This is a genomic window from Flavobacterium xinjiangense, from assembly GCF_900142885.1.
Taxonomy (GTDB): domain Bacteria; phylum Bacteroidota; class Bacteroidia; order Flavobacteriales; family Flavobacteriaceae; genus Flavobacterium; species Flavobacterium xinjiangense.
In genome coordinates this window covers 218,134-240,044 of the sequence record NZ_FRCL01000003.1, presented here as the reverse complement: position 1 = coordinate 240,044, position 21,911 = coordinate 218,134, and the positions used below count along the sequence as shown (strand labels likewise).

At 32.7% G+C, this 21,911-nt stretch carries 23 protein-coding genes; 15 read left to right on the top strand and 8 right to left on the bottom strand.

Translation table 11 applies throughout. The annotated features are described in order from the left end of the window. Positions 1–7 precede the first annotated feature (7 nt). A complete protein-coding gene (locus BUC23_RS05025) occupies positions 8–556 on the bottom strand; it encodes a DUF1599 domain-containing protein (RefSeq protein ID WP_073206401.1) in 549 nt (182 codons plus the stop codon). A gap of 149 nt (positions 557–705) precedes the next feature. On the opposite strand from BUC23_RS05025, the gene folP reads away from it, so the two are divergent. Both folP and BUC23_RS05015 read left to right on the top strand, forming a co-directional pair. After that, positions 706–1,530 carry a dihydropteroate synthase gene (gene folP, locus BUC23_RS05020; protein WP_073206398.1) on the top strand — a complete coding sequence of 275 codons (825 nt, stop codon included), beginning with the start codon at positions 706–708 and terminating at the stop codon, positions 1,528–1,530. 2 nt (positions 1,531–1,532) lie between these two features. Further along, complete coding sequence (locus BUC23_RS05015) at positions 1,533–2,165, top strand: hypothetical protein (protein WP_073206395.1); 633 nt, start codon at positions 1,533–1,535, stop codon at positions 2,163–2,165. A gap of 96 nt (positions 2,166–2,261) precedes the next feature. Here BUC23_RS05015 and BUC23_RS05010 read toward each other — a convergent pair whose 3' ends face one another. The 4 genes from BUC23_RS05010 to BUC23_RS04995 all read right to left on the bottom strand — a co-directional run bounded on the left by BUC23_RS05010 (position 2,262) and on the right by BUC23_RS04995 (position 4,751). Then, positions 2,262–2,732: a CHRD domain-containing protein gene (locus BUC23_RS05010; protein ID WP_073206390.1), complete on the bottom strand. Its 471-nt coding sequence runs from the start codon at positions 2,730–2,732 to the stop codon at positions 2,262–2,264. Between the two features lie 299 nt (positions 2,733–3,031). After that, positions 3,032–3,505, bottom strand: a complete 474-nt coding sequence (gene rlmH, locus BUC23_RS05005; RefSeq protein WP_073206387.1) for a 23S rRNA (pseudouridine(1915)-N(3))-methyltransferase RlmH — start codon at positions 3,503–3,505, stop codon at positions 3,032–3,034. 163 nt (positions 3,506–3,668) lie between these two features. Next, positions 3,669–4,160 carry a CIA30 family protein gene (locus tag BUC23_RS05000; protein ID WP_073206385.1) on the bottom strand — a complete coding sequence of 164 codons (492 nt, stop codon included), beginning with the start codon at positions 4,158–4,160 and terminating at the stop codon, positions 3,669–3,671. Between the two features lie 102 nt (positions 4,161–4,262). After that, positions 4,263–4,751 (bottom strand): RodZ family helix-turn-helix domain-containing protein, encoded by a 489-nt coding sequence (locus BUC23_RS04995; protein WP_073206383.1) that lies wholly within the window; start codon positions 4,749–4,751, stop codon positions 4,263–4,265. Between the two features lie 271 nt (positions 4,752–5,022). On the opposite strand from BUC23_RS04995, the gene nadC reads away from it, so the two are divergent. From nadC to priA, 4 genes are all read left to right on the top strand, one after another. Beyond that, on the top strand, positions 5,023–5,880 hold the full coding sequence (nadC, locus tag BUC23_RS04990; protein WP_073206380.1) for a carboxylating nicotinate-nucleotide diphosphorylase: 858 nt from the start codon (positions 5,023–5,025) through the stop codon (positions 5,878–5,880). Then, the gene (locus BUC23_RS04985) at positions 5,877–6,788 is read left to right on the top strand and encodes a YihY/virulence factor BrkB family protein (protein ID WP_073206377.1); all 912 of its coding nucleotides are present in this window, start codon (positions 5,877–5,879) and stop codon (positions 6,786–6,788) included. The genes nadC and BUC23_RS04985 overlap by 4 nt, the downstream gene beginning before the upstream one ends. A gap of 125 nt (positions 6,789–6,913) precedes the next feature. Next, positions 6,914–7,345, top strand: a complete 432-nt coding sequence (locus BUC23_RS04980; protein WP_073206809.1) for a DUF2147 domain-containing protein — start codon at positions 6,914–6,916, stop codon at positions 7,343–7,345. An 89-nt stretch (positions 7,346–7,434) separates the two neighbouring features. Continuing rightward, positions 7,435–9,885 carry a replication restart helicase PriA gene (priA, locus tag BUC23_RS04975; RefSeq protein WP_073206373.1) on the top strand — a complete coding sequence of 817 codons (2,451 nt, stop codon included), beginning with the start codon at positions 7,435–7,437 and terminating at the stop codon, positions 9,883–9,885. Positions 9,886–9,895: 10 nt separating this feature from the next. On the opposite strand, the gene BUC23_RS04970 is transcribed toward priA, so the two are convergent. Further along, entirely contained in the window at positions 9,896–10,591 is a 696-nt protein-coding gene (locus tag BUC23_RS04970) for a LytR/AlgR family response regulator transcription factor (protein ID WP_073206370.1), read from the bottom strand. A 165-nt stretch (positions 10,592–10,756) separates the two neighbouring features. Between BUC23_RS04970 and rpsF the strand changes: the two genes are divergently transcribed. From rpsF to BUC23_RS04935, 7 genes are all read left to right on the top strand, one after another. Further along, positions 10,757–11,098 carry a 30S ribosomal protein S6 gene (gene rpsF, locus BUC23_RS04965; protein ID WP_035671622.1) on the top strand — a complete coding sequence of 114 codons (342 nt, stop codon included), beginning with the start codon at positions 10,757–10,759 and terminating at the stop codon, positions 11,096–11,098. A 5-nt stretch (positions 11,099–11,103) separates the two neighbouring features. Next, positions 11,104–11,400, top strand: a complete 297-nt coding sequence (gene rpsR / locus BUC23_RS04960) for a 30S ribosomal protein S18 (RefSeq protein ID WP_073206367.1) — start codon at positions 11,104–11,106, stop codon at positions 11,398–11,400. 65 nt (positions 11,401–11,465) lie between these two features. Further along, entirely contained in the window at positions 11,466–11,906 is a 441-nt protein-coding gene (gene rplI / locus BUC23_RS04955; protein WP_073206364.1) for a 50S ribosomal protein L9, read from the top strand. Positions 11,907–12,002: 96 nt separating this feature from the next. Next, complete coding sequence (locus BUC23_RS04950; protein WP_073206361.1) at positions 12,003–15,164, top strand: TonB-dependent receptor; 3,162 nt, start codon at positions 12,003–12,005, stop codon at positions 15,162–15,164. Between the two features lie 135 nt (positions 15,165–15,299). Continuing rightward, entirely contained in the window at positions 15,300–15,773 is a 474-nt protein-coding gene (locus BUC23_RS04945; RefSeq protein ID WP_073206806.1) for a DUF6495 family protein, read from the top strand. Positions 15,774–15,849: 76 nt separating this feature from the next. Next, positions 15,850–17,853, top strand: coding sequence for an NAD-dependent DNA ligase LigA (gene ligA / locus BUC23_RS04940; protein ID WP_073206358.1), 2,004 nt, complete (start codon positions 15,850–15,852; stop codon positions 17,851–17,853). Then, complete coding sequence (locus tag BUC23_RS04935; RefSeq protein ID WP_073206355.1) at positions 17,843–18,535, top strand: lysoplasmalogenase family protein; 693 nt, start codon at positions 17,843–17,845, stop codon at positions 18,533–18,535. The genes ligA and BUC23_RS04935 overlap by 11 nt, the downstream gene beginning before the upstream one ends. Here the strand turns inward: BUC23_RS04935 and BUC23_RS04930 are convergent. After that, complete coding sequence (locus BUC23_RS04930) at positions 18,521–19,438, bottom strand: bifunctional metallophosphatase/5'-nucleotidase (protein ID WP_073206352.1); 918 nt, start codon at positions 19,436–19,438, stop codon at positions 18,521–18,523. The two genes, BUC23_RS04935 and BUC23_RS04930, sit on opposite strands and share 15 nt — an antisense overlap. 189 nt (positions 19,439–19,627) lie before the next feature. Then, positions 19,628–20,428, bottom strand: a complete 801-nt coding sequence (locus tag BUC23_RS04925) for a 5'-nucleotidase C-terminal domain-containing protein (protein ID WP_073206349.1) — start codon at positions 20,426–20,428, stop codon at positions 19,628–19,630. Between the two features lie 47 nt (positions 20,429–20,475). Between BUC23_RS04925 and BUC23_RS04920 the strand changes: the two genes are divergently transcribed. Next, positions 20,476–21,003: a DUF6913 domain-containing protein gene (locus BUC23_RS04920; RefSeq protein ID WP_073206345.1), complete on the top strand. Its 528-nt coding sequence runs from the start codon at positions 20,476–20,478 to the stop codon at positions 21,001–21,003. A 1-nt stretch (position 21,004) separates the two neighbouring features. Next, positions 21,005–21,892, top strand: a complete 888-nt coding sequence (gene dapA, locus BUC23_RS04915; protein WP_073206341.1) for a 4-hydroxy-tetrahydrodipicolinate synthase — start codon at positions 21,005–21,007, stop codon at positions 21,890–21,892. Positions 21,893–21,911: the final 19 nt, after the last annotated feature.

The window sequence follows — 21,911 nt, the reverse complement described above, 5'->3', positions numbered from 1 at the left end:
TTTTATTTTAATTTTTATTTCCAAATCCCATCAAAATTAAAGCAAAAACAGCATAATTAATCATATCCTGATAATTAGCATCAATTCCTTCTGAGACTAAAGTTTTTCCTTTATTATCTTCAATTTGTTTGACACGAAGTAGTTTTTGCAAAATCAAATCAGTGAGCGAACTGACACGCATATCGCGCCAAGCTTCACCATAATCATGATTTTTATCTTCCATTAAGTTTTTGGTTGATTTTACTTTGGCATCGTACAATTCGGTTGCTTTATCAACGTCTAAATCAGGTTGATCAACAACGCCTAATTCTAATTGGATCAAAGCCATTATCGAATAATTGATAATTCCGATGAATTCGCCTGTCTCATCTTCGTCAATTTTACGAACCTCGTTTTCTTGTAAACTTCTGATTCTTTGTGCTTTTATATAAATTTGATCAGTTAATGAAGGCAATCTCAAAATACGCCAAGCGCATCCATAATCTTTCATTTTATTGATAAACAGTGAACGACAAATCGCAATTACGTTATCGTATTCATTTGAAGTATTCTTCATTATTGATGTATATTTGTCTAAAATTTCCTCAAAAATAGCATATTTTTTTTAAATTAAGAATGAAGGAGAAATATTGTTGGAATAGGGATTAATGATTTTTGAAACTAGAATTTTTTGATAACGGTTTACCGTAACTGAACACTAAAACAATGACTATTAATTGCAAAGGACAACTCATAGACTTATCAACTCCCAAGGTAATGGGGATTTTGAATGTAACACCCAACTCTTTTTTTGATGGTGGAAAGTATAAAAATGAAAACGAAATACTATCTCAAGTCGAAAAAATGATAATCGAAGGTGCTACTTTTATTGATATTGGCGCTTATTCCAGTAAACCAAATGCTGAGTTCGTATCTGAAGAGGAAGAAATTTCAAGAATTGTTCCAGCTATTAATTTGATTCTAAAACATTTTCCAGAAGCAATTCTATCCATTGATACTTTTAGAAGCGAAGTGGCGAAAGCAAGTATAGAAAATGGAGCTGCTATCGTCAACGATATTTCGGCAGGACATTTAGATGATAAAATGTTGGTGGTAATAGGAAAATATAATGTTCCTTACATTATGATGCACATGAGAGGAACGCCTCAAACCATGCAAACTTTAACTGTTTATGATGATATTATAAAAGAAATGTTGTTCTATTTTTCGGAACGAATTTCTATAGCCAGAAGTTTTGGAATCAATGATTTAATTATCGATCCGGGTTTTGGCTTTGCCAAAAAACTAGACCAAAATTACGAAGTATTTAAAAAAATGGAATTGTTTAACATCCTTGAGTTGCCACTTTTAGTTGGAATTTCCAGAAAATCAATGATTTATAAAACCTTAAATACCAGTGTCGAACAAGCTTTAAACGGAACAACAATATTAAATACTTTAGCATTATCAAAAGGAGCAAAAATCCTCCGTGTTCACGATGTAAAAGAAGCAATGGAATGCGTTACTTTATTTAATAAAATCAATTCATAAATATGAAATACTTTACTCTGATTGTACTTTTTATAGTTGTTTCGTGTGGAAACAAAGAAGATATTCTATTACCGAAATCGAATACAACTATTGTCAAAAATGTAGAAGATCATTCGCCAATCTATATTTTTTTTAGAACAAAGGAAAAGGATACTTTGGCAGAAGTAAACCGGAAAAACGAAATTATTTCAACCAATTGGATTTTCAACATAGACAAACGTTTGCCTTTGCGATTAGTAATTCCTGAAGTCGTGAAATTGCAAAATAAAAAACGAGAAGAAAAAGCGCATAAGAATGAAAAAGCTCTAAATTATTATTCCTATGCAGATACTATTGGTAAAAACTTAGCCTTTATTCCTTTTACAAAAGTATTCTATAAATTAGAAAAACCGAAGTCAGGTATTGTTGTCTTATTTACCAAAAGCAATGAAGTTTTAGTAAATAATGTGGTCATGAAAAAAGAAGAATTTCTAGGATATCTAAATAAATTATCAAATAATAAACCGAACCAATACGTTTTTTGTTTTGACAAAAACTTAAGTTTTGGAAGTTATATTCAAGATAAAATTTTCATTGAAAGTTTAAAACTTCCAAAATCAAAAATAAATTTTGAAAACGAGGAATTCATTTATTAAAAATTAATTCTTTAATTATAATTCTCGATAAGAATTATGTTTTTTTTATAAGCCTTTATTTTTTAAAAAAAAGGCTTTATTTATTAAAAATATTGTTTAATATCCACCGCCTGAGGTAGTGCCTTTAATAAGTTGACCTCTTATTTCTCCGTTTGGAAATGCTGCAGTATGAATGTTTACATAGTAAAGATTTGCTTTAAGGTCTGCTTCTTGTGCGGCAGTTAAAGCAGGGCTTGTGAAGCTAATTGGAGAAACTAAAGTTGTAAAAGGAAATATAACACCTCCGCTTACTCCTATGGCACCCATATGTATATGTCCGCCAGTTGGGGAAGCAATAGAGTGGGTTACAGAAATTGAAAATATTTTTGTAGTATTATTAAATGAAAGTGTAGCCGACCCAGTCGCTGTTGAACTATTAGCAGGTGCCTCACTAGCTCCATCTAATGTCGCATTAAAAGTTGTAATGCTTGGAGTTGGGTTTGGATTTGGATTGTTGTAATCATTACTGCACGAGGTAATGCCAAAAAAAATAATTAAAATAGCTGAAAATCTAAATAAGTGTTTCATGATAAAGTTTTTTAAAGATTAAAAAAATAATAATTATCACCTCTGCTAGAAAGTTTATAATTTACATATTTTTCTTAACGTATAGTGCTGATTTTTAATCATATAAATTTAGTGTTTTATTTCTAAAATTCAATACATTTTTATTGTAAATTGTGAGTTTGTTTAAATCTCAATTTTTAATTACAACAATGGAAAATATTGCATTTGTTTTGGTTTTCAAACCTTCCACTTTTTAAATGTTGAAAGAACTGTAATTTATTTTTTAATTAAATTAACTTAAAACGTGGACTGAATACTTCTTATTGATGATGATAGGGTTCGTTTCTCAAAATCGTAAATCCACGATACAACTGTTCTATAAAGAATAACCGCACCATTTGATGCGAAAAAGTCATTAAAGACAACGATATTTTTCCTTGAGCTTTGGCATAAACAGTTTCCGAAAATCCATAAGGACCGCCAATTACAAAAACTAAAGTCTTTACACCGGAGTTCATTTTCTTCTGTAGTTCTCCTGAAAAGCCAACGCTCGAAAAGTTTTTTCCATTTTCGTCCAATAAAACGAGTTGGTCTGTTGGCGTTATTTTTGCCAAAATCAATTCGCCTTCTTTCTCTTTCTGTTGACTTTCAGATAAGTTTTTTACGTTCTTGATATCAGGAATAATATCCAAATCAAACTTGATATAGAATGACAAACGCTTGGTATAATCGTCTATTAAGGATTGTAAAGCTTTGTTATCGGTTTTACCAATAGCAATTAATTTAATGTTCATTTTGTGGAATTTCTGAGCCGCAAAGATAGAATATTATGAGGTTTTATGAATAGTATCTTTGGAATGAACATTTAAATAATAGATTTCTTAATTTTTTTTAATGGATTCTGAAGGCTGATTTAACTTTTACAGAGGATCAATTGGGTCTCTTGAAGTTTTTAAATTATAAGGCCTCAATTCTATCAATAAGTAATTGAAAATTTTCTTCTTTTTTATTCCCAATCAAGAAGGCAATTTCTTCTAAATTTGAGCCATCATAATTCGGCATATCTAATTTACGACCTCTAAAAGTGGGATGCAATTCGGAAATAGGAATATCAGTGGTTTGCCAGTCAGTGGAGGTTTGGAACGAATATACATAAGAATGGGTATCATTACGATTGGTCTTTACTCTAAATTGGTACTTTTTGCCATCTCCTTTATGACGGATGCAAATACGTTTGTTTTTGTTTAGGGTAATTGCTTCAAAATTATATTTCACAGAACAAAATCCGCCATTATTATCTAAGGATACTTTGCCTTCAAAAGTTCCATTTCCATCGTGATTTAGGTAGAATTTGCTTTCTGATTTACCACCCATTACTACGTCATTCACAATTTTCCAATTACTGATGTCACTGTTTAAATTAAATTCGAAAATCAGAAGAGGTTCCATTGTGGCTATTTTTTAAAATTATGCTTAAATCGAAAGATCCAGTTTTATTTTGTCTGAAATCAATTGTTGTGAATTCAAAATTTTTAAAATTTCTCTAGCGCTTTAAGATTTTGGCAACGGAGCACCAACTGCAATATCACATCTATGATTTGTTTGACCGTGTGGCGGGTTCATTCCCTCAGGAGTGGGTGTTGTAACTATTGGACTTGTAGCAGTATTTGCCGGGTCAGTTGCGACCGATTGATTTTGTTGGGGTGTTATTTGCTGCGTTGATGGTGTGTTTTTAGGAACGGCAATAGGAGAATTTAACGGTGCTCCAACAGCTATATCACAACGATGTAAAGGTTGACCATGAGCAGGGTTCATTCCTTTGGCAACAGGAAGTGGCGCTGCTAGTGCTTGATTTTGATTGACAATATTTGAGTTTTGCTTGGCCTCAGACGTCATTGTAGCTTCATTTCGCATCTGCTTGCCAACCTCCGTAAATGGAACCATGTTTGTTGGAGTAGTGCTATTTTGCGGCTCGATTTCTTTTTTGCAAGAAATTAATAGTAGTGTGGATACAAAAAGGAGGGTTAAGAAAGATTTCATAGTCAGTTTTTTTGATGTTACCAACTCAAATATAAGATTTTAATAATTTATTCCAAAATAATAGATCTGATTAATTCGTTTTAATCTATTGATGTGGGATGTTGATAGTCAAAATTGCTAATGCAACTTTCCGTTTCAGCTTCATCTTTCACATAGGACAATGCTTTGTTAGAAATAGATTTATTTGTTTCTTTTCTTAAGAACCAAGCGCACATATTTTCAAATCCACAAAATATATCTTACTTTAGCATTCCAATAAATTTCTTATAAAATGATTAGCGAAGCACTGTTCGAAAACGAGTTACAAATACTAATAAAAAACGCCATTCGGGAAGATGTTGGTCCTGGAGATTATAGCTCTTTGGCTTGTATTCCGACAACAGCAATGGGAAAAGCGAAGTTGCTTGTAAAAGAGGATGGTATAATTGCAGGTGTGGCTTTTGCCAAAATGGTTTTTCAATTTGTGGATGCGAATTTGCAAGTCGAAACTTTTATAGAGGACGGAACGACTGTAAAAAAAGGTGATATCGTTTTTCATGTTTCGGGAAGTTCACAATCCATTTTGAAATCGGAACGGGTAGTTTTGAATTCGATGCAAAGAATGTCGGCAATCGCTACTAAAACCAAAGAATATGTTCATTTATTAGAAGGAACACAAACTAAAATTCTCGATACTCGTAAAACGACACCTGGTTTCCGGGCTTGTGAGAAATGGGCAGTGAAAATTGGCGGAGGCGAAAACCACCGTTTTGCTTTGTATGACATGGTAATGTTGAAAGATAATCACAATGATTTTGCAGGCGGAATCACTTTGGCAATAGCCAAAACCAAAGCGTATCTCAAAGAAAATAATTTAGATTTAAAAATCATTGTCGAAGCCAGAAATCTGACTGAAATCAAAGAGATTTTGGAAAGTGAAGGTGTTTATAGAATCTTGATAGATAATTTTAATTATGAAGATACTAAAAAAGCGGTGGCCTTAATTGGAGATCGATGCTTAACGGAATCCTCGGGAAATATCAATGAAGAAACGATCCGTCATTATGCGGAATGCGGTGTAGATTATATTTCGTCCGGAGCCTTAACGCATTCTGTTTATAATATGGACTTGAGCTTGAAAGCAATATGAGTAAGGAAATAGAGGAAAGAATAGAAAGAATTCCCGTAATACGGAATCTTGCCCAAGGGTTAAAAAAGATAAAACTCCCCTGGCTGCAAGGATTGTCATTATATGATTTATTAGAATTGTACGGATTGGGAATTGTGGAAAGTGCCTTGACCTATCACGCGAGTGCCATTGCATTTAGTTTTTTTATGGCATTATTTCCCTTTGCACTGTTCATATTAAATCTTATTCCATACATTCCCATCGAAGGTTTTCAAAATGATTTTCTTCAATTTGTTAGACAGGGAGTTCCGCCAAATACCTATGATGCCATTTATAAAATCATTAATGATATTCTTCACAACAGTCATTCCGGATTATTATCGTCTGGTTTTATATTGTCTATTTTCTTGATGGCAAATGGATTGAATGGAATTCTTGGAGGCTTTGAATCCTCCCGTCATGTCCTTATCAAAAGAGGATTTATACATCAATACATAGTGGCTTTAGGGATGTCATTATTGTTGTCATTGTTGTTGATAGTAACCATTTCAACGATTCTTGTTTTCGAGGTATTTATTCAAAAAACGGTCTTTAGCGATGTCAATCAATTGATTATTTTGGGGAGATATGCATTCGTAATTCTCATGATACTGGCCACCACCTCAATACTGTTTAAATTTGGTACAAAACATGACAAAAACAGAGCCTTTATCTCAATTGGTTCGGTTTTTACAACGATTTTGATTCTTCTTGATTCCTATATTTTTGGAATTTGGGTAATACGATTTTCAAAATATAATGAATTGTATGGGTCAATAGGTACATTATTAATCCTAATGTTTTACATTTGGATAAACTGTATGATATTACTTCTGGGTTTCGAATTAAATGCTACAGTAAACAAATTAAAAATTAAAAAAGAAGAATAGTTTTTAGGAGCTATTTCCTGCTGTCCGCTTCAATCTTTCTAGTCCTGAACTTGTTTCAGGATCCTGAAACAAGTTCAGGACTAGAAAGGATTTCCGCTTCCATCAGGGCTAAAAAAAAACACATTATGAAAAACAAAATCTTAATTATCGCAGTATTATTTTTTACAACTATTTTTTATGCTCAAAATCAAACCGTTATAGGAAAATGGAAAACCATTGACGATGAAACAGGTAAAGCAAAATCGATAGTAGAAATCTATGAAAAATCTGGAAAAATCTACGGAAAAGTGGCTGAAATTTTAGACTTGGAACACAAAAACAACGTGTGTGCCAATTGTACGGGAAGTGATAAAAATAAACCCATTCTTGGGATGGTTATCATAAAAGGTTTGACAAAAGAAGGAGACGAATACACAAATGGAAAAATCTTAGATCCTAAAAACGGAAAAACCTATAAATGTTTCATCACTTTAGAATCAAAAGATAAACTTAAAGTGCGTGGATTCGTTGGAATTTCATTATTTGGAAGAACGCAATACTGGTACAGAGCAAAGTAGTAAAAAATTTTAAGTTAGGAATTATTAGCCATATTCAGGCGCATGATTCCTGGCTTCTGATTTAAAATTCATAATTCACAACGTAAAATATGTATTTCGTAGAAGTAATTTTACCACTTTCCCTTGCCAAAACCTTTACTTATAGTGTTTCTGAAGCCGAATTCCATTATATAAAAGAAGGAATGCGTGTTGCGGTACCTTTTGGCAAAAGCAAAATCTACACTGCTTTAGTTATCGAAATTCATCAAAACAAACCTGAATTATACGAAGCTAAAGAAATTCACCAAATTCTTGACGAAAAACCGATTGTAACCGAAATCCAAATTGCACATTGGCAATGGATTGCTTCGTATTATATGTGCGCCATTGGTGATGTGTATCGTGGTGCAATACCAAGTGCGCTTTTGTTGGAAAGTGAAACTGTAATTTCTCAAAAACAAGATTTATTTGTTGATGAAAGCCTCCTTTCTGATGATGAATACTTGGTTTATCAGGCCTTGCAACAACAAAATTCACTAAAAGTTCAAGATATTATACCAATTTTAAACAAGAAAAATATCTTTCCTGTTATTCAAAAATTGATAGATAAAAACATACTGGTGCTTCAGGAAGAAATGCTGGAAAGCTATAAGCCCAAATTAGTTCGGTACGTGAGGTTGCATTCTAAATACGATTCGAATGCCGGATTAAGTGAATTGCTTGAAACACTTAAAAATGCCAACAAACAAAAGGAAATTGTGCTGGGCTATTTTCAATTGAGTGCTATGGAAAAGAAGCCATTAACGGTAAAAAAACTGGTCGAAGCTACTAAATCTTCTGCTGCGATTGTAAAGGCATTGATAGAGAAGGAAATATTTGAGGATTATTTTATTCAAGAAGACCGAGTAAATTTTAAAGGTAAAATAACGGATGAACTACTTCAATTAAGTACTGCGCAGCAAACTGCATTTTATGGGATTAAAGAAAATTTTATCCAAAAAGATGTTTGTCTTTTACACGGGGTAACTTCCAGCGGTAAAACGGAGATTTACATCAAACTCATCGAAGAATATCTTGATTCTGGACAACAAATACTGTATTTACTTCCCGAAATTGCTTTGACGACTCAACTAGTGGGAAGGCTGAGAACTTATTTTGGCAATAAAGTGGCCGTTTTTCATTCGAAATATAACAATAACGAGCGTGTCGAAGTTTGGAATCAGGTTTTACAAAATTCCGAAAAAGCCCAAGTGGTGATAGGAGCGAGGTCGGCTCTATTTTTGCCGTTTTGTAATCTGGGATTCATAATTGTAGATGAGGAACACGAACAAACTTTCAAACAAGTAGATCCAGCACCAAGATATCATGCACGAGATGCGGCTATAGTTTTGGCTCATTCGCATAAATCAAAGGTTTTATTAGGTTCAGCAACACCAAGTTTAGAGACGTATTTTAATGCCAAGTCTGGAAAATTTGGATTAGTTGAGATTTCGGAACGATTTGGAAATGTGATGATGCCAAATATTGAATTGGTAGATTTAAAAGATAAATATTTTCGCAAGAAAATGACTGGACATTTTAGCGATGTTTTAATCGAGGAAATTACCAATGCATTAGCATTAGGTGAGCAAGTAATTTTATTTCAAAATCGAAGAGGTTACTCTCCTATAATTGAATGTATGACGTGTGGTCATGTTCCACAATGTGCGCAATGTGATGTGAGTTTGACCTATCATAAGCATAAAAACCAATTGCGTTGCCATTACTGCGGTTATACAATGGCAAAACCGACGCATTGCCATTCCTGCTCCAGTGTCGATTTAGCTACAAAAGGTTTTGGAACAGAACAAATTGAACAGGAATTAATCTCCATTTTTCCAAGCGCAAAAACGGGAAGAATGGATCAGGATACTACAAGAGGGAAATTTGGTTTCGAAAAAATTATCGATAGTTTCAAGAATAGAGAAATAGATATTCTTGTAGGAACACAAATGCTTGCAAAAGGATTGGATTTTGATAATGTGAGTTTAGTAGGAATCATGAACGCGGACAATATGTTGTATCATCCTGATTTCAGGGCTTTTGAGAGAAGTTTCCAAATGATGACACAAGTAGCTGGTCGTGCCGGACGTTCTGAAAAGCAAGGAAAAGTAATTATACAAACCTATAATCCAAATCATAATACAATACAACAAGTTACAAATAACGACTATTTTGGCATGTATAAGGAGCAGTTGTATGACAGGCAAATTTATAAATACCCGCCTTATTTCAGAATAATTAAACTAACACTGAAACAACGCGATTTCGACAAATTAAAAGAAGGTTCTATGTGGTTGTATCAGGTGATGACGCAAAATTTGAACATGCCGGTATTAGGTCCTGAAGAACCAGCAATCAGTAGAATTAGAAATGAATTTATAAGAACAATAATTATCAAAATTCCACAAGAGGCGTCCATAATAAGCACTAAAAAGACAATTCAAAAGATATTGAATAGTTTTGAGGCTGTTGCTCAATACAGAGCTATAAAAGTTGCGCTAAACGTCGATTTTTATTAAAAGTAGTTTTTTATGCAAATGATAAGGCTTTAACTAAATCTTCTTTTTTGTTTCTGCTTAAAGGTATTTTTGTAATTCCAATCTCAGCAAACTTGCTGTTAAAGCGCTCTACTTTGTCAATATTGATAATATATGACTTATGTACTCTGATGAATTTTTCTTTAGACAAATCGTTTTCAAAAGATTTCATGGTAGAAAGGACCAGATTGCTGTCTTCTTCGGTTACAACTCGCACGTAATCACCAAAAGCTTCAATCCATTTTATTTTTGAAGTGTAAATCTTCAGCTTTTTCAAATTGCTTTTAATGAAAATATGATCGCCTTCTTCTTCTTTGTTTTCTTTTTTAAGTAAATACAAATCCATTGCTCTTCGTACAGACGCATTGAATCTGTCTATGGCAATTGGTTTTTGAAGATAATCGGTTGCATCATAATCAAAGGCTTTCATTGCATACTCTGCTTTAGAAGTAATGAAAATAATTTGAGGCTTAATTTTTAGACCGTCTAAAAAATCAAAACCGCTGATTACGGGCATTTCAATATCTAGAAATATTAAATCTACATTGTGAACTGACATACAACTTCTTGCTTCAATTGCATTCGAAAAATCCCCAATTAAATGTAAGTTTGTATGATTATTTACTAATTTTGCGATGATCATTCTTTGAATGGAGCTATCATCAACTACTACGCAATTAAGTTTCATAATTTTTTATTTTAGATTTGGATTAGTAAATTTAACATTAAATTATTAAAAAAACTACCGCCAATGTTTTTATTTTTGTCGTTTAACGAATAAAGCAAAAAAGTACTTGTTTATATCAATTAATTCGCTACTTTTGCACCCAATTTAACAAATAAATACATATTTATGAATCATTATGAAACTGTTTTCATTTTAAATCCCGTTTTATCTGAAGTTCAGGTAAAGGAAACAGTAAGCAAATTTGAAGATTTTCTTACTAGTCGTGGAGCTGAAATGGTATCGAAAGAAGACTGGGGTCTTAAAAAGATGGCTTACGAAATTCAAAACAAAAAAAGTGGTTTCTACCATTTGTTTGAATTTAAAGTAGCAGGAGAAGTTCTTATTGCTTTTGAAACTGAATTTAGACGTGACGAAAGAGTAATGCGTTTCTTAACTGTAAGTTTAGATAAACACGCTATTTCTTGGGCTGAAAGAAGAAGAACTAAATTAAAATCTACAAAAGCTTAATTATCATGGCAACATTACAACAATCGGCTTCAGGAAAAAAAGACGGAGATATCAGATATCTTACTCCTTTGAACATAGAAACAAACAAACAAAAAAAATATTGTCGTTTCAAAAAATCAGGTATCAAATATATTGATTATAAAGATGCTGATTTCTTATTGAAATTCGTAAACGAACAAGGGAAAATTCTTCCTCGTCGTTTAACTGGAACTTCATTAAAGTACCAAAGAAAAGTGTCTGTAGCTGTAAAAAGAGCACGTCACATAGCATTAATGCCATATGTGGCTGATTTACTAAAATAATAAATTAACTCAGTTGTTGGTTTTCTGAAACATGAAACCTAACTTCTATAACAAAGGACAACAACATGGAACTTATATTAAGACAAGACGTTCAAAATTTAGGCTTTAAAGATGATATTGTAACGGTAAAAAATGGTTACGGTCGTAACTTTTTAATCCCACAAGGTCACGCGCATTTAGCTACTTCTTCTGCAAAGAAAGTGTTAGCCGAAAATCTAAAACAAAGAGCTCACAAAGAAGAAAAAGTAGTAAACGATGCAAAAGCATTGGCTGAGGCTTTGAAAGCTATTGAGATTAAAATTTTCGCAAAAGCAGGTGGTGAGAAATTATTCGGTTCAATCACGAATATTGATATCGCTGAAGCATTAGCAAAAGGTGGTCAAGTAATTGACAGAAAATTTATTACTAGTGGAATCGTTAAACGTACAGGAAAATATGCTGCTAACGTTAGATTGCACAGAGATGTGATAGTTGAATTACCTTATGAAATTGTTGCTGAAAAATAATTTTTAGTTAACAGTTTGTTAATAAATTATCAAAAACCACTCCTACGAGTGGTTTTTTTTTGCCTAATTTTGCCAAAAATAAATCAAACAAAAAATATGAAAAAAGTTATTAGTTTATTATTTTTTGTGCTTTCTCTTCATTCGATGATTGCGCAAACGACTACATCTAGTATTAAGGGAACGGTACGAAGTTCTTCGGCTGAATTGCTCCCGGGAGCAACAATTTTGGCAATTCATACTCCTTCAGGATCTAAATACTCTGCATTGTCAAACGCAGACGGAAGGTTCAATTTGTTGAATATGAGAATAGGTGGGCCGTATAAAATTACAGTTACTTACGTAGGATTTCAAAATCAAGAATTTAGTGATATTTATCTTGAATTAGGTAAAGCATTTAGTATGGACGTTGTTTTACAAGATGAAAGTCAAAAGCTTGAGGAAGTAAAAGTTACAGGTGCTAAAAACAAGGTTTTTGCAAGTGGAAGAACTGGTGCCGAAACTACAATTGGTCGAAGAGAATTAGCAGCTTTGCCATCTATCTCAAGATCTGCTGAGGATTTTACACGTTTGGAGCCTTCAGCAAGTGGTGGTTCGTTTGGTGGCAGAAATGACCAATATAACAGTTATTCTTTGAATGGCGCGGTGTTTAATAATCCTTTCGGATTAGATGCAGCTACTCCTGGAGGGCAAACGAATTCACAACCTATTTCATTAGACGCTATTGATCAAATTCAGGTAGCTACTGCTCCTTATGATGTAACTTTATCAGGTTTTACAGGAGCTTCGGTGAATGCGGTTACAAAATCAGGAACTAATGAGTTTCATGGAACTGCTTATTCATTTTATAGAAATCAGGATTTAACTGGAAGTAAAGTTAAAGGAGAAAAAATATTTGTTCCTTCATTAGAACAAACTCAGGCTGGGGTAAGTATTGGAGGTCCAATTATTAAAGATAAATTATTCTTTTTTGCCAATTATGAAATTGACAAAAGAAGCGATTTAGGGTCAAGTGTTGTTGCTAATGATGGTAATAGCACAACTGGGGTAAATGAGTCGAGAGTTTCAGCTACTGATTTAATGCATGTTTCTACAGAATTAGGTAAGTTAGGCTATAATACGGGTGCTTATCAAGGTTTTACTCATAATTCAGATTCGAACAAGGGAATTATCAAATTTGATTGGAATATAAATGATAATAATAAATTAGCCGTTATTTATAATTTTCTAGATGCTTCAAAAGATAAACCAGCGCATCCTACTGCAATTTTTCGAAGAGGACCTGACGCTAATACAATGCAATTTGAAAAATCAGGTTACCAAATTAATAATCAAATTCAATCTTTTTTAGTTGAATTGAACTCTAAATTTAGTGAAACGGTAACAAATAAATTACAGGCAGGATACACGCATTTTAATGATTTTAGAAAACCATTTTCTGCACCAGCTCCAGTTATTACAATAACAAAAGATGGTTCTCCTTATATTATTGCAGGTCATGAGCCATTCTCAATCAACAATAAATTAGATCAAAAAGTAATTCAAATAACGGACAACTTAAATTTTGTAAAAGGAAATCATACTTACACAGCAGGCTTCTCTTTTGAAAAATTCATTTTCAAAAATTCATTTAATTTAAAAGGATATGGTTTTGATGTTTTTGGTAGTGTAAATATGGCTGGCTTCGATGCAAATATCGCAAACGGGTATTATGCCTCAGCAATTGCCGCAGCACAAACTACTTTTGATGCAAAAAATAAATTGAAAGACGGTACTGATGGTGGGTGGAATTTAGCTGAAACTACTGTGGGTCAATTAGCATTTTATGTTCAGGACGAGTGGAATATCAATGATAATTTTAAATTAATATATGGATTGAGAGCTGATAAGCCTTTGTATTTCAATACATCTGAGTTAATTCAGAAATTTATTGACACAGATAATTCTGAAGGATACGTTCCTACAATTAATTATTATAATCCAAAAGATGGCAGTGTTGTGCATTTTGATTCTACAAAATTACCTGGAAATGATTTATTATGGTCACCTAGAGTTGGTTTCAATTGGGACGTAAATGGAAATAAAGTGACACAATTACGTGGAGGTTCTGGTATTTTTACAGGGAAACTTCCATTTGTATGGGTTGGAAATCAAGTAGGAGGTACAGATCCATTTTTCTATGAAGTAGTGAACAATGATTTTAAATTTCCTCAAGTTTGGAGAACAAGTTTAGGGATCGATCATAAATTTGAAAACAATTACATATTTACAGTGGATATGTCTTATAACAAGGATTTAAATGCTGTTCATGTTCAGGATTGGGGATTAAAAACACCAACAAGTCAATTAGTTGGCGCAGACAATAGACCAATTTATGGATCTAATGATTTTGGTACTTGGAATGAATATGGTTTTCCTGCAAGAGCACACGCTTATGTACTGACTAATTCAAAAAAAGGAAGTGCATTTAATGGTTCTGTAAAAGTGCAAAAGACTTTTGATAATGGGTTATTTGCAAGTTTAGCCTATAATTATTTGAAATCTAAAGATGTGAATTCGATAGAAGCAGAGATTACAGGGGATGCCTTTAATTTTAATCCTGCTTTAGGGAATGTGAACAATGATGTTCTTTCAAATTCTAAATATGGAGATACGCACCGTTTTATTGGAGTAGGTTCTAAAAAATGGAAATATGGTACTAATGACAAGTGGGCAACTACTGTTTCTACTTTCTTTGAGTACGCTCAGGGAGGTCGTTTTAATTATACTTATGGTGGTGATATCAACAATGATGGTTCAGGTGCCAATGATTTAATTTTTATTCCTACAACTGCTCAAATCAATACTATGATTTTTTCTGGAGCGGGCCAAGGTGCCGCTTTTGATAAATTCATCAGTCAGGATGATTACTTAAACGGCAGAAGAGGACAGTATGCTGAGCGTTATGGAGCATTATCTCCTTGGAGAGGAAAATGGGATCTTAAATTAATGCAAGATTATAATTTTAAAATCTCATCCGCTTCAGATAAAAAGAATACCATTCAATTTAGTGTTGATGTACTGAACGTAGGAAATTTATTGAATTCTGATTGGGGATTGGTTCAAGTACCTACAAGTGTTCAACCAATAGGCGTTTCAGTTAATCAAACTACAAATGTACCAACATATACATTTAATGGTACCCAAACTAAAACTTTCAACTATGATGCTAGTTTAGCTTCAAGATGGCAAGCGCAATTTGGAATTAGATATATCTTCTAAATTAGTATTATAAAATTTTGAAAGCCTTCTTGAAAAAGAAGGCTTTTTTTTGGTTTAAAAAATCTAAATTTGCACCAGAAATTAAATGCAAAAAAAACTTTACGTCTTAGCGCCCTGGTGGTAAAAATTATAACAATGAAATATTCAAGATTAACAAAAGAACAATTTGAAGAGTTGAATCAGGAATTCAGCACATTCTTAGCTACTCAAGCAATTGACAAAGCCGAATGGGATAAAATTAAAGCAGAAAAACCAGAAGTGGCCGAGCAGGAATTGGACGTATTTTCTGATTTAATTTGGGAAGGAGTTCTTTTAAAAGCAATTTATTTAGAGCATTTTTCGAAGAACCATATTTTCCTTTTTGAGTGCTTTGATACTCACGTTCAATCAATAGTTTTAAAATCACTAGTTCCAGAAACTGATTTTTTGACTAGAGAAGGATTGCAATGGCTTAGCGATAATATGTTTACCGAGACCATTGAAATGAAAACTGGAAAAAAAGAATTTTCAGAGGAGCGCAACACTTCTATTTTTGCCTTAATACAACAAGGTGCTTTTTTAAGTGATGGCCTTTTATACAAACAAATAAATACAATTATAGAGTCATAATTTTATTGCTATTCTTTTTAAATTGGTTATTTTAGTAGATTATTTATAAAGCTAAAATAGCCAATTTTTATTTTCTATGGACATTCAAAATACGATTCAAACATTAAGAGAGGAATTAAATCAACACAACTATAATTATTATGTGTTAGATAAACCAACAATTTCTGATTTTGAATTTGATCTGAAATTAAAGCAACTCCAGGATTTAGAAGATAAATATCCCGAATATTTTGATGAAAATTCGCCTACGCAAAGAGTTGGAGGAACAATTACTAAAAACTTTCAAACAGTTCCTCATGAGCATCGGATGTATTCGTTGGATAATTCCTATTCCAAAGAAGAGTTATCGGATTGGGAAAAACGCATTCAAAAAGTATTAGGAGATGTTCCTTTAGAATATACCTGCGAATTAAAATACGATGGCGCTTCCATCAGTATTACCTATGAAAATGGAAAATTAAAAAGAGCGGTGACTCGTGGCGATGGTTTTCAGGGAGATGATGTGACTAATAACATAAAAACTATAAAGTCAATTCCTTTAAAATTAAAAGGCAATTTTCCTGAGAAATTTGATGTCCGAGGCGAAATTATTTTGCCATTTGCCGGCTTCGAAAAAATGAACCAAGAGCTAATGGAAATTGGTGAATTACCTTATTCAAATCCTAGAAATACCGCTTCGGGAAGTTTGAAATTGCAGGACAGTGCTGAAGTTGCAAAAAGACCCTTGGATTGTTTACTATATTTTTTAATTGGACATAAATTACCTTTCAATTCTCAGTTTGATGGATTAGAAACAGCCAGAAAATGGGGTTTCAAAGTGCCGAAAGAAGCTAAATTAGCTCATAATTTGGAAGAAGTTTTTGAATTTATAGATTATTGGGATATCCACAGACATAATCTTCCTTATGAAACGGATGGAGTAGTGGTGAAAGTAAATTCTTTTTATTTTCAGGATGAATTGGGTTTTACTGCTAAATCACCACGTTGGGCGATTGCCTACAAATTTAAATCAGAACAAGTTTCAACAAAATTAAGTTCAATTTCCTATCAAGTAGGAAGAACGGGTGCGATTACGCCAGTAGCAAATTTAGAACCAGTGCAATTAGCGGGAACAATCGTAAAGCGTGCTTCACTGCATAATGCCGATCAAATTGAAAAATTAGATATACGTGTTGGCGATACTGTTTTTGTCGAAAAAGGAGGGGAGATTATTCCTAAAATTATTGCCGTTGATTTTACAAAACGCAATGAAAATTCGGCACCTACAAAATATATCACTCATTGCCCGGAATGCCATACGGAATTGGTAAGAGGAGAAGGGGAAGCAAATCATTATTGTCCCAATTTTTACGGTTGTCCACCGCAGATTATTGGAAGAATTCAGCATTATATTTCACGAAAAGCCATGGACATTGAAGGCCTTGGCGGAGAAACAGTTGCGCTACTTTTTAATAACGGATTGGTTCATAATTTTGCAGATTTGTATGAATTAACAGTGGAACAAATTCTTCCTTTGGAAAGAATGGCTCAAAAATCGGCTGAGAATTTAGTTAAAGGCGTCAAAAATTCAGTAAATATTCCTTTTGAACGGGTTCTGTACGCTATCGGAATACGATTTGTGGGAGAAACTGTTGCTAAGAAATTAGCCAAACATTATAAAAGTATTGACGCATTAAGTCAGGCTACACTGATGGATTTGGTTTTAGTGGATGAAATAGGAGATAGAATAGCACAAAGTGTGATTGATTTTTTTGAAAATATAGAAAATAGAATTATTATTGAAAGATTAAAAAGCTACGGAATCCAATTTGAAATTGTTGAAAAAGTAAATCCAAATGCAACCAATAAACTCTCTGGAAAAACCTTTGTCGTTTCTGGCGTTTTCGAAAAATATTCAAGAGATGATTTGAAAAAAGCAATTGAAGATAACGGAGGTAAAGTGGGAAGTTCTATTTCGGCAAAAACTGATTATGTGATTGCAGGAGATAATATGGGACCTGCTAAATTAGAAAAAGCAAATAAATTAAATGTTCCAATAATTTCTGAAGATGATTTTATGATATTGATAAATGAAAGCTAATACACCATCACTAATATTATATTTTATAGCTAGTATTCTTTCTATAGTATTTACTTTAGCAGGACCAGATTCGTATTTAATTTACGCAAAATCTCTGGTAGTATCATCAATTTTTATCTATTATCTTACTACAAATAATTATAAAATTGACTTAATTAAAGGAGGAATTTTTCTCTTTTCTTTTATAGGAGATGTCTTTATTTTGATGGACTATGAAGATTCAGAAATTGGCGCTGTACTTAGTTTTTTGATTGTTTATTTACTTCTCATCATACATCTTATTCCTAGTATAAAAAAAATTAAGTTCGGAACTTTAGATTTGATATCCTTGATAAGCATAATAATCGTGATGGTAGTTTTATCGATTACTATTTTAAGCTTGCCATTTGAGAAGATGAAAACAGATTTTTCGCTTATTATAGTTTACAGTATCGTACTAAGTATTATGATTTGCATATCTGTTGTAAAATATATTACAAAAAGCAATTTTGCTTTTCTAAATTTACTTCTAATGTCATTGTGTTTTTTGTTTTCTGATATTTTTTATGTTTTAAATGGATTTTACCTACCACTTTCCGCTTTTAGTCTTATCGAAATAAGTACTCAGGTATTTTCGTATTTTTTTATGGTAAATTACTTTATTGCAAATGACAGGTCTTTAAGAAAATTAAACAATAATTGATGTTCCTTTAAAGGCATTCTGCTTATTATTATTATTATTCAGATAAAAATCAATTCTGCCCAAATTAATTCCGTAACAACCCACTTGATTTACTAAAACTTCTTTGTCGACAAGATTTTTAACAATAGCAGGTTTATCAAGAAATGTATGAGTATGTCCTCCAATTATCAAATCAATATCTTGTGTAATTGCAGCTAATTTTAAGTCACAAAGTTTATTGGGTTCGTCTTTGTAGTTATATCCTAAGTGTGACAAACAAATCACTAAATCGCATTTATTTTCTTTCTTTAATATGCGAACCATATCTTGTGCAGCCTCAACAGGATTGTTATATACCGTTTCTTTATACATTGCTTTATCTACCAAACCATCCAATTCTATTCCAAGTCCAAAAACGCCCACTTTAATTCCGTTTTTATTGAAAATTTTATAAGGCTTCACGAGGCCATCCATTACCGTATTTTTGAAATCATAGTTTGCCGATACAAATTCAAACGTAGCATGGGGCATTTGGGCATACAAGCCTTCAACTCCATTGTCAAAATCATGATTTCCTATGGTCGAAAGATCATATTGCATCATACTCATTAACTTGAACTCTAACTCACCGCCATAATAGTTAAAATAAGGAGTCCCCTGAAAAATATCGCCAGCATCAAGTAACAAAACATTTGGATTTTCCTTTCTTATTGTTTCAATTAGAGCAGCTCTTCGAACAACGCCCCCCATATTTGGGTTTCTGGGATGATTTGCAGGAAATGGATCAATATAACTGTGTACGTCATTGGTATGCAGAATTGTGAGATGTTTCGTTTCCTTATTTTCAAAACTGCTCAATGATAAACCTAAACTTAATAATGCCGAACTGGCAGCTGTTTTTTCTATAAAATCTCTTCTTTTCATTATTATTTTTTTTGGAGCTATTTACTTCGTCAGTTCGCTTTGCTCGTGTCCCGCTTTCCGTTTCAATCTTTTTATCCGCCAAAAAGGCGGATAAAAAGGATTTACACTTCACTCGGGGCTAGGGCTATATATTTATGGAACAATTTTCTAGCTATTCAAAACTGAATACTGAGACTGAATTCATATTTTTTATTCAACAGAAATTCGGATATCATTGATAACAGGAATTGTATCCACTTCTTTGAAATAATCAATCAGAATATTTCGCAGTTTGTAATCCAAATCAAATTTCTGAACTCCTTTTTTAAAGAAACTCATGTTATCACCACCATTTGATAAATAATCATTAGTTCCAACATAATAAATTTTGTCTTTTTCAACTGGTTTTCCTTGAACTAAGATGTTTTTGGCTGCGTTATTTTTGCCAATTGTAAAACTAATTCCGGAGATTGGATGTGGTTTTTTTTCGGCGATAAAATAGTCAACCAATTCAAGAATTTGTTCTCCTTTCAAAGCAATAACAACCATAGTATTTTCAAAAGGCATGATTTCAAAAGCCGTTCTGCTGGTTACATGCCCTTTTGGGAGAATAGAACGAATGCCACCGTGATTGAGTAAACAAATATCGATTTTCTTTTTTTCTCGGGCATTAAATACCAGATTGCCTCGCTTCAGTGTAACGTCAGCTATTAAATTCCCAATAGTTGACTGCCATTTACCGGAGCTTTTATCTAGCGTAACCGGACAATAGGCAAGAATACTGTCTAGATCTTTATTAATATGTTCGCGATACGGTTTAATGAAGTTTTCGATTTGTATTGCCTGTTCGCTTGAATTAGCAACCACATTTCCCTTTTCAGTGATGGGAATTCGTTTGCCTTCTATTTTAGAAACATGGTAATTTTGTTTACTACAGGAAACAATAAAAAAAAATGTTAAGAATATAACAAAAAGTTTTAAAACATCGTTATACTTTTTTAGATTTACCATTTTAAATGCGACTTAATTAATTAATTTTGTAACAAAGTAAAAGTAGTATGTTTTTAAATTATATAAAGGATTTCTACGTAAAAAATAAATTGAAAAACAGTTTGCATGATTTAAAAAGTAATATACTTTCAGTTGAAATAGAAACTGTTGGTTTGCTTATTGATGCAAGTCATTTCTCAGAAAAGGAGGTCCTGATTAATGAGTTAATAGCAAACGGAATTCCAAAGAAAAGTATTAAAGTTATAGTTTACAGAGACAGATTTAAGTCAAATGAAGTAAATTCACAAGTTGGTTTCAGTGATAAACATCTTAATTGGAAGGGAGAAATTGAAAACCCAAATGTAAACGATTTTATCAATGAGAAGTTTGATTTACTGATCAGTTTTTATGATGTAGAAAAAGCAATATTAATGCTTATTACTCATAATTCGAAAGCATCATTTAAAGTAGGTTTTTCCGCAATAGACAAAAAATTAAACCATTTGACGGTTGATACAAATGTCAAAAATTATAAGGTTTTCACAGCTGAATTATTCAGATATTTAAAATTATTTAAACAAAATATAATACAATAATATGCAATCATTTATAGGAACTGGTGTTGCCCTTGTAACTCCATTTAAAGAAGATTTTTCAATTGACACGGAAGCATTGCGAAGAATTGTAAATTTTTCAATCGACGGAGGAATTGAATATCTTGTAGTGCTAGGCACAACTGCCGAAAATGCTACATTGTCTCAAGAGGAAAAAGAATTAGTTATTAAAACTGTTATTGATGCTAATAACGGTAGTTTGCCTTTAGTTTTAGGAGTAGGTGGAAATAACACGATGAAAGTAGTCGACGAGCTTAAAACTAGAGATTTATCATCGTTTGCGGCAATTCTTTCTGTTTCACCGTATTATAATAAACCAACGCAAGAAGGTATTTATCAACACTTCAAAGCAGTCGCCGAAGCATCTCCAATTCCAGTAATTTTATATAATGTTCCAGGAAGAACGGCTAGTAATATGTTGCCTTCAACTGTTTTGCGTTTGGCAAATGATTTTAAAAATGTGGTTGCCATCAAGGAAGCTGCAGGGGATTTGGTGCAGGCCATGCAGTTACTAAAAAATAAGCCAAAAGATTTTCTGGTGATTTCTGGAGATGACATGATTGCTTTACCAATGGTTTTGGCAGGTGGATCGGGCGTTATATCTGTAATCGGACAAGGTTTTCCAAAAGAATTTTCTGAAATGATTCGACTGGGTTTGAATAGAAAAGTGGATGAAGCATTCAAAACACAATACATTTTAGATGATTGTATTGATATGATTTTCGAACAAGGAAATCCTGCTGGAATCAAACAAGTGTTTCTATCACTGGGAATAGCTGAAAATGTAGTTCGTCTGCCATTGATAAAAGCAGATGAAATATTAGCGGAACGAATTGATCAGTTTGTTAAAAAAATCAATAAAATAGGGTAATAAACGTTATATTTTTTTA

Excerpts from the sequence above, each read along its gene's own strand:
- BUC23_RS05025 (WP_073206401.1), bottom strand. The coding sequence starts at position 556 with ATGAAGAATACTTCAAATGAATACGATAACGTAATTGCGATTTGTCGT.
- folP (WP_073206398.1), top strand. The coding sequence starts at position 706 with ATGACTATTAATTGCAAAGGACAACTCATAGACTTATCAACTCCCAAG.
- BUC23_RS05015 (WP_073206395.1), top strand. The coding sequence starts at position 1,533 with ATGAAATACTTTACTCTGATTGTACTTTTTATAGTTGTTTCGTGTGGA.
- BUC23_RS05010 (WP_073206390.1), bottom strand. The coding sequence starts at position 2,732 with ATGAAACACTTATTTAGATTTTCAGCTATTTTAATTATTTTTTTTGGC.
- rlmH (WP_073206387.1), bottom strand. The coding sequence starts at position 3,505 with ATGAACATTAAATTAATTGCTATTGGTAAAACCGATAACAAAGCTTTA.
- BUC23_RS05000 (WP_073206385.1), bottom strand. The coding sequence starts at position 4,160 with ATGGAACCTCTTCTGATTTTCGAATTTAATTTAAACAGTGACATCAGT.
- BUC23_RS04995 (WP_073206383.1), bottom strand. The coding sequence starts at position 4,751 with ATGAAATCTTTCTTAACCCTCCTTTTTGTATCCACACTACTATTAATT.
- nadC (WP_073206380.1), top strand. The coding sequence starts at position 5,023 with ATGATTAGCGAAGCACTGTTCGAAAACGAGTTACAAATACTAATAAAA.
- BUC23_RS04985 (WP_073206377.1), top strand. The coding sequence starts at position 5,877 with ATGAGTAAGGAAATAGAGGAAAGAATAGAAAGAATTCCCGTAATACGG.
- BUC23_RS04980 (WP_073206809.1), top strand. The coding sequence starts at position 6,914 with ATGAAAAACAAAATCTTAATTATCGCAGTATTATTTTTTACAACTATT.
- priA (WP_073206373.1), top strand. The coding sequence starts at position 7,435 with ATGTATTTCGTAGAAGTAATTTTACCACTTTCCCTTGCCAAAACCTTT.
- BUC23_RS04970 (WP_073206370.1), bottom strand. The coding sequence starts at position 10,591 with ATGAAACTTAATTGCGTAGTAGTTGATGATAGCTCCATTCAAAGAATG.
- rpsF (WP_035671622.1), top strand. The coding sequence starts at position 10,757 with ATGAATCATTATGAAACTGTTTTCATTTTAAATCCCGTTTTATCTGAA.
- rpsR (WP_073206367.1), top strand. The coding sequence starts at position 11,104 with ATGGCAACATTACAACAATCGGCTTCAGGAAAAAAAGACGGAGATATC.
- rplI (WP_073206364.1), top strand. The coding sequence starts at position 11,466 with ATGGAACTTATATTAAGACAAGACGTTCAAAATTTAGGCTTTAAAGAT.
- BUC23_RS04950 (WP_073206361.1), top strand. The coding sequence starts at position 12,003 with ATGAAAAAAGTTATTAGTTTATTATTTTTTGTGCTTTCTCTTCATTCG.
- BUC23_RS04945 (WP_073206806.1), top strand. The coding sequence starts at position 15,300 with ATGAAATATTCAAGATTAACAAAAGAACAATTTGAAGAGTTGAATCAG.
- ligA (WP_073206358.1), top strand. The coding sequence starts at position 15,850 with ATGGACATTCAAAATACGATTCAAACATTAAGAGAGGAATTAAATCAA.
- BUC23_RS04935 (WP_073206355.1), top strand. The coding sequence starts at position 17,843 with ATGAAAGCTAATACACCATCACTAATATTATATTTTATAGCTAGTATT.
- BUC23_RS04930 (WP_073206352.1), bottom strand. The coding sequence starts at position 19,438 with ATGAAAAGAAGAGATTTTATAGAAAAAACAGCTGCCAGTTCGGCATTA.
- BUC23_RS04925 (WP_073206349.1), bottom strand. The coding sequence starts at position 20,428 with ATGGTAAATCTAAAAAAGTATAACGATGTTTTAAAACTTTTTGTTATA.
- BUC23_RS04920 (WP_073206345.1), top strand. The coding sequence starts at position 20,476 with ATGTTTTTAAATTATATAAAGGATTTCTACGTAAAAAATAAATTGAAA.
- dapA (WP_073206341.1), top strand. The coding sequence starts at position 21,005 with ATGCAATCATTTATAGGAACTGGTGTTGCCCTTGTAACTCCATTTAAA.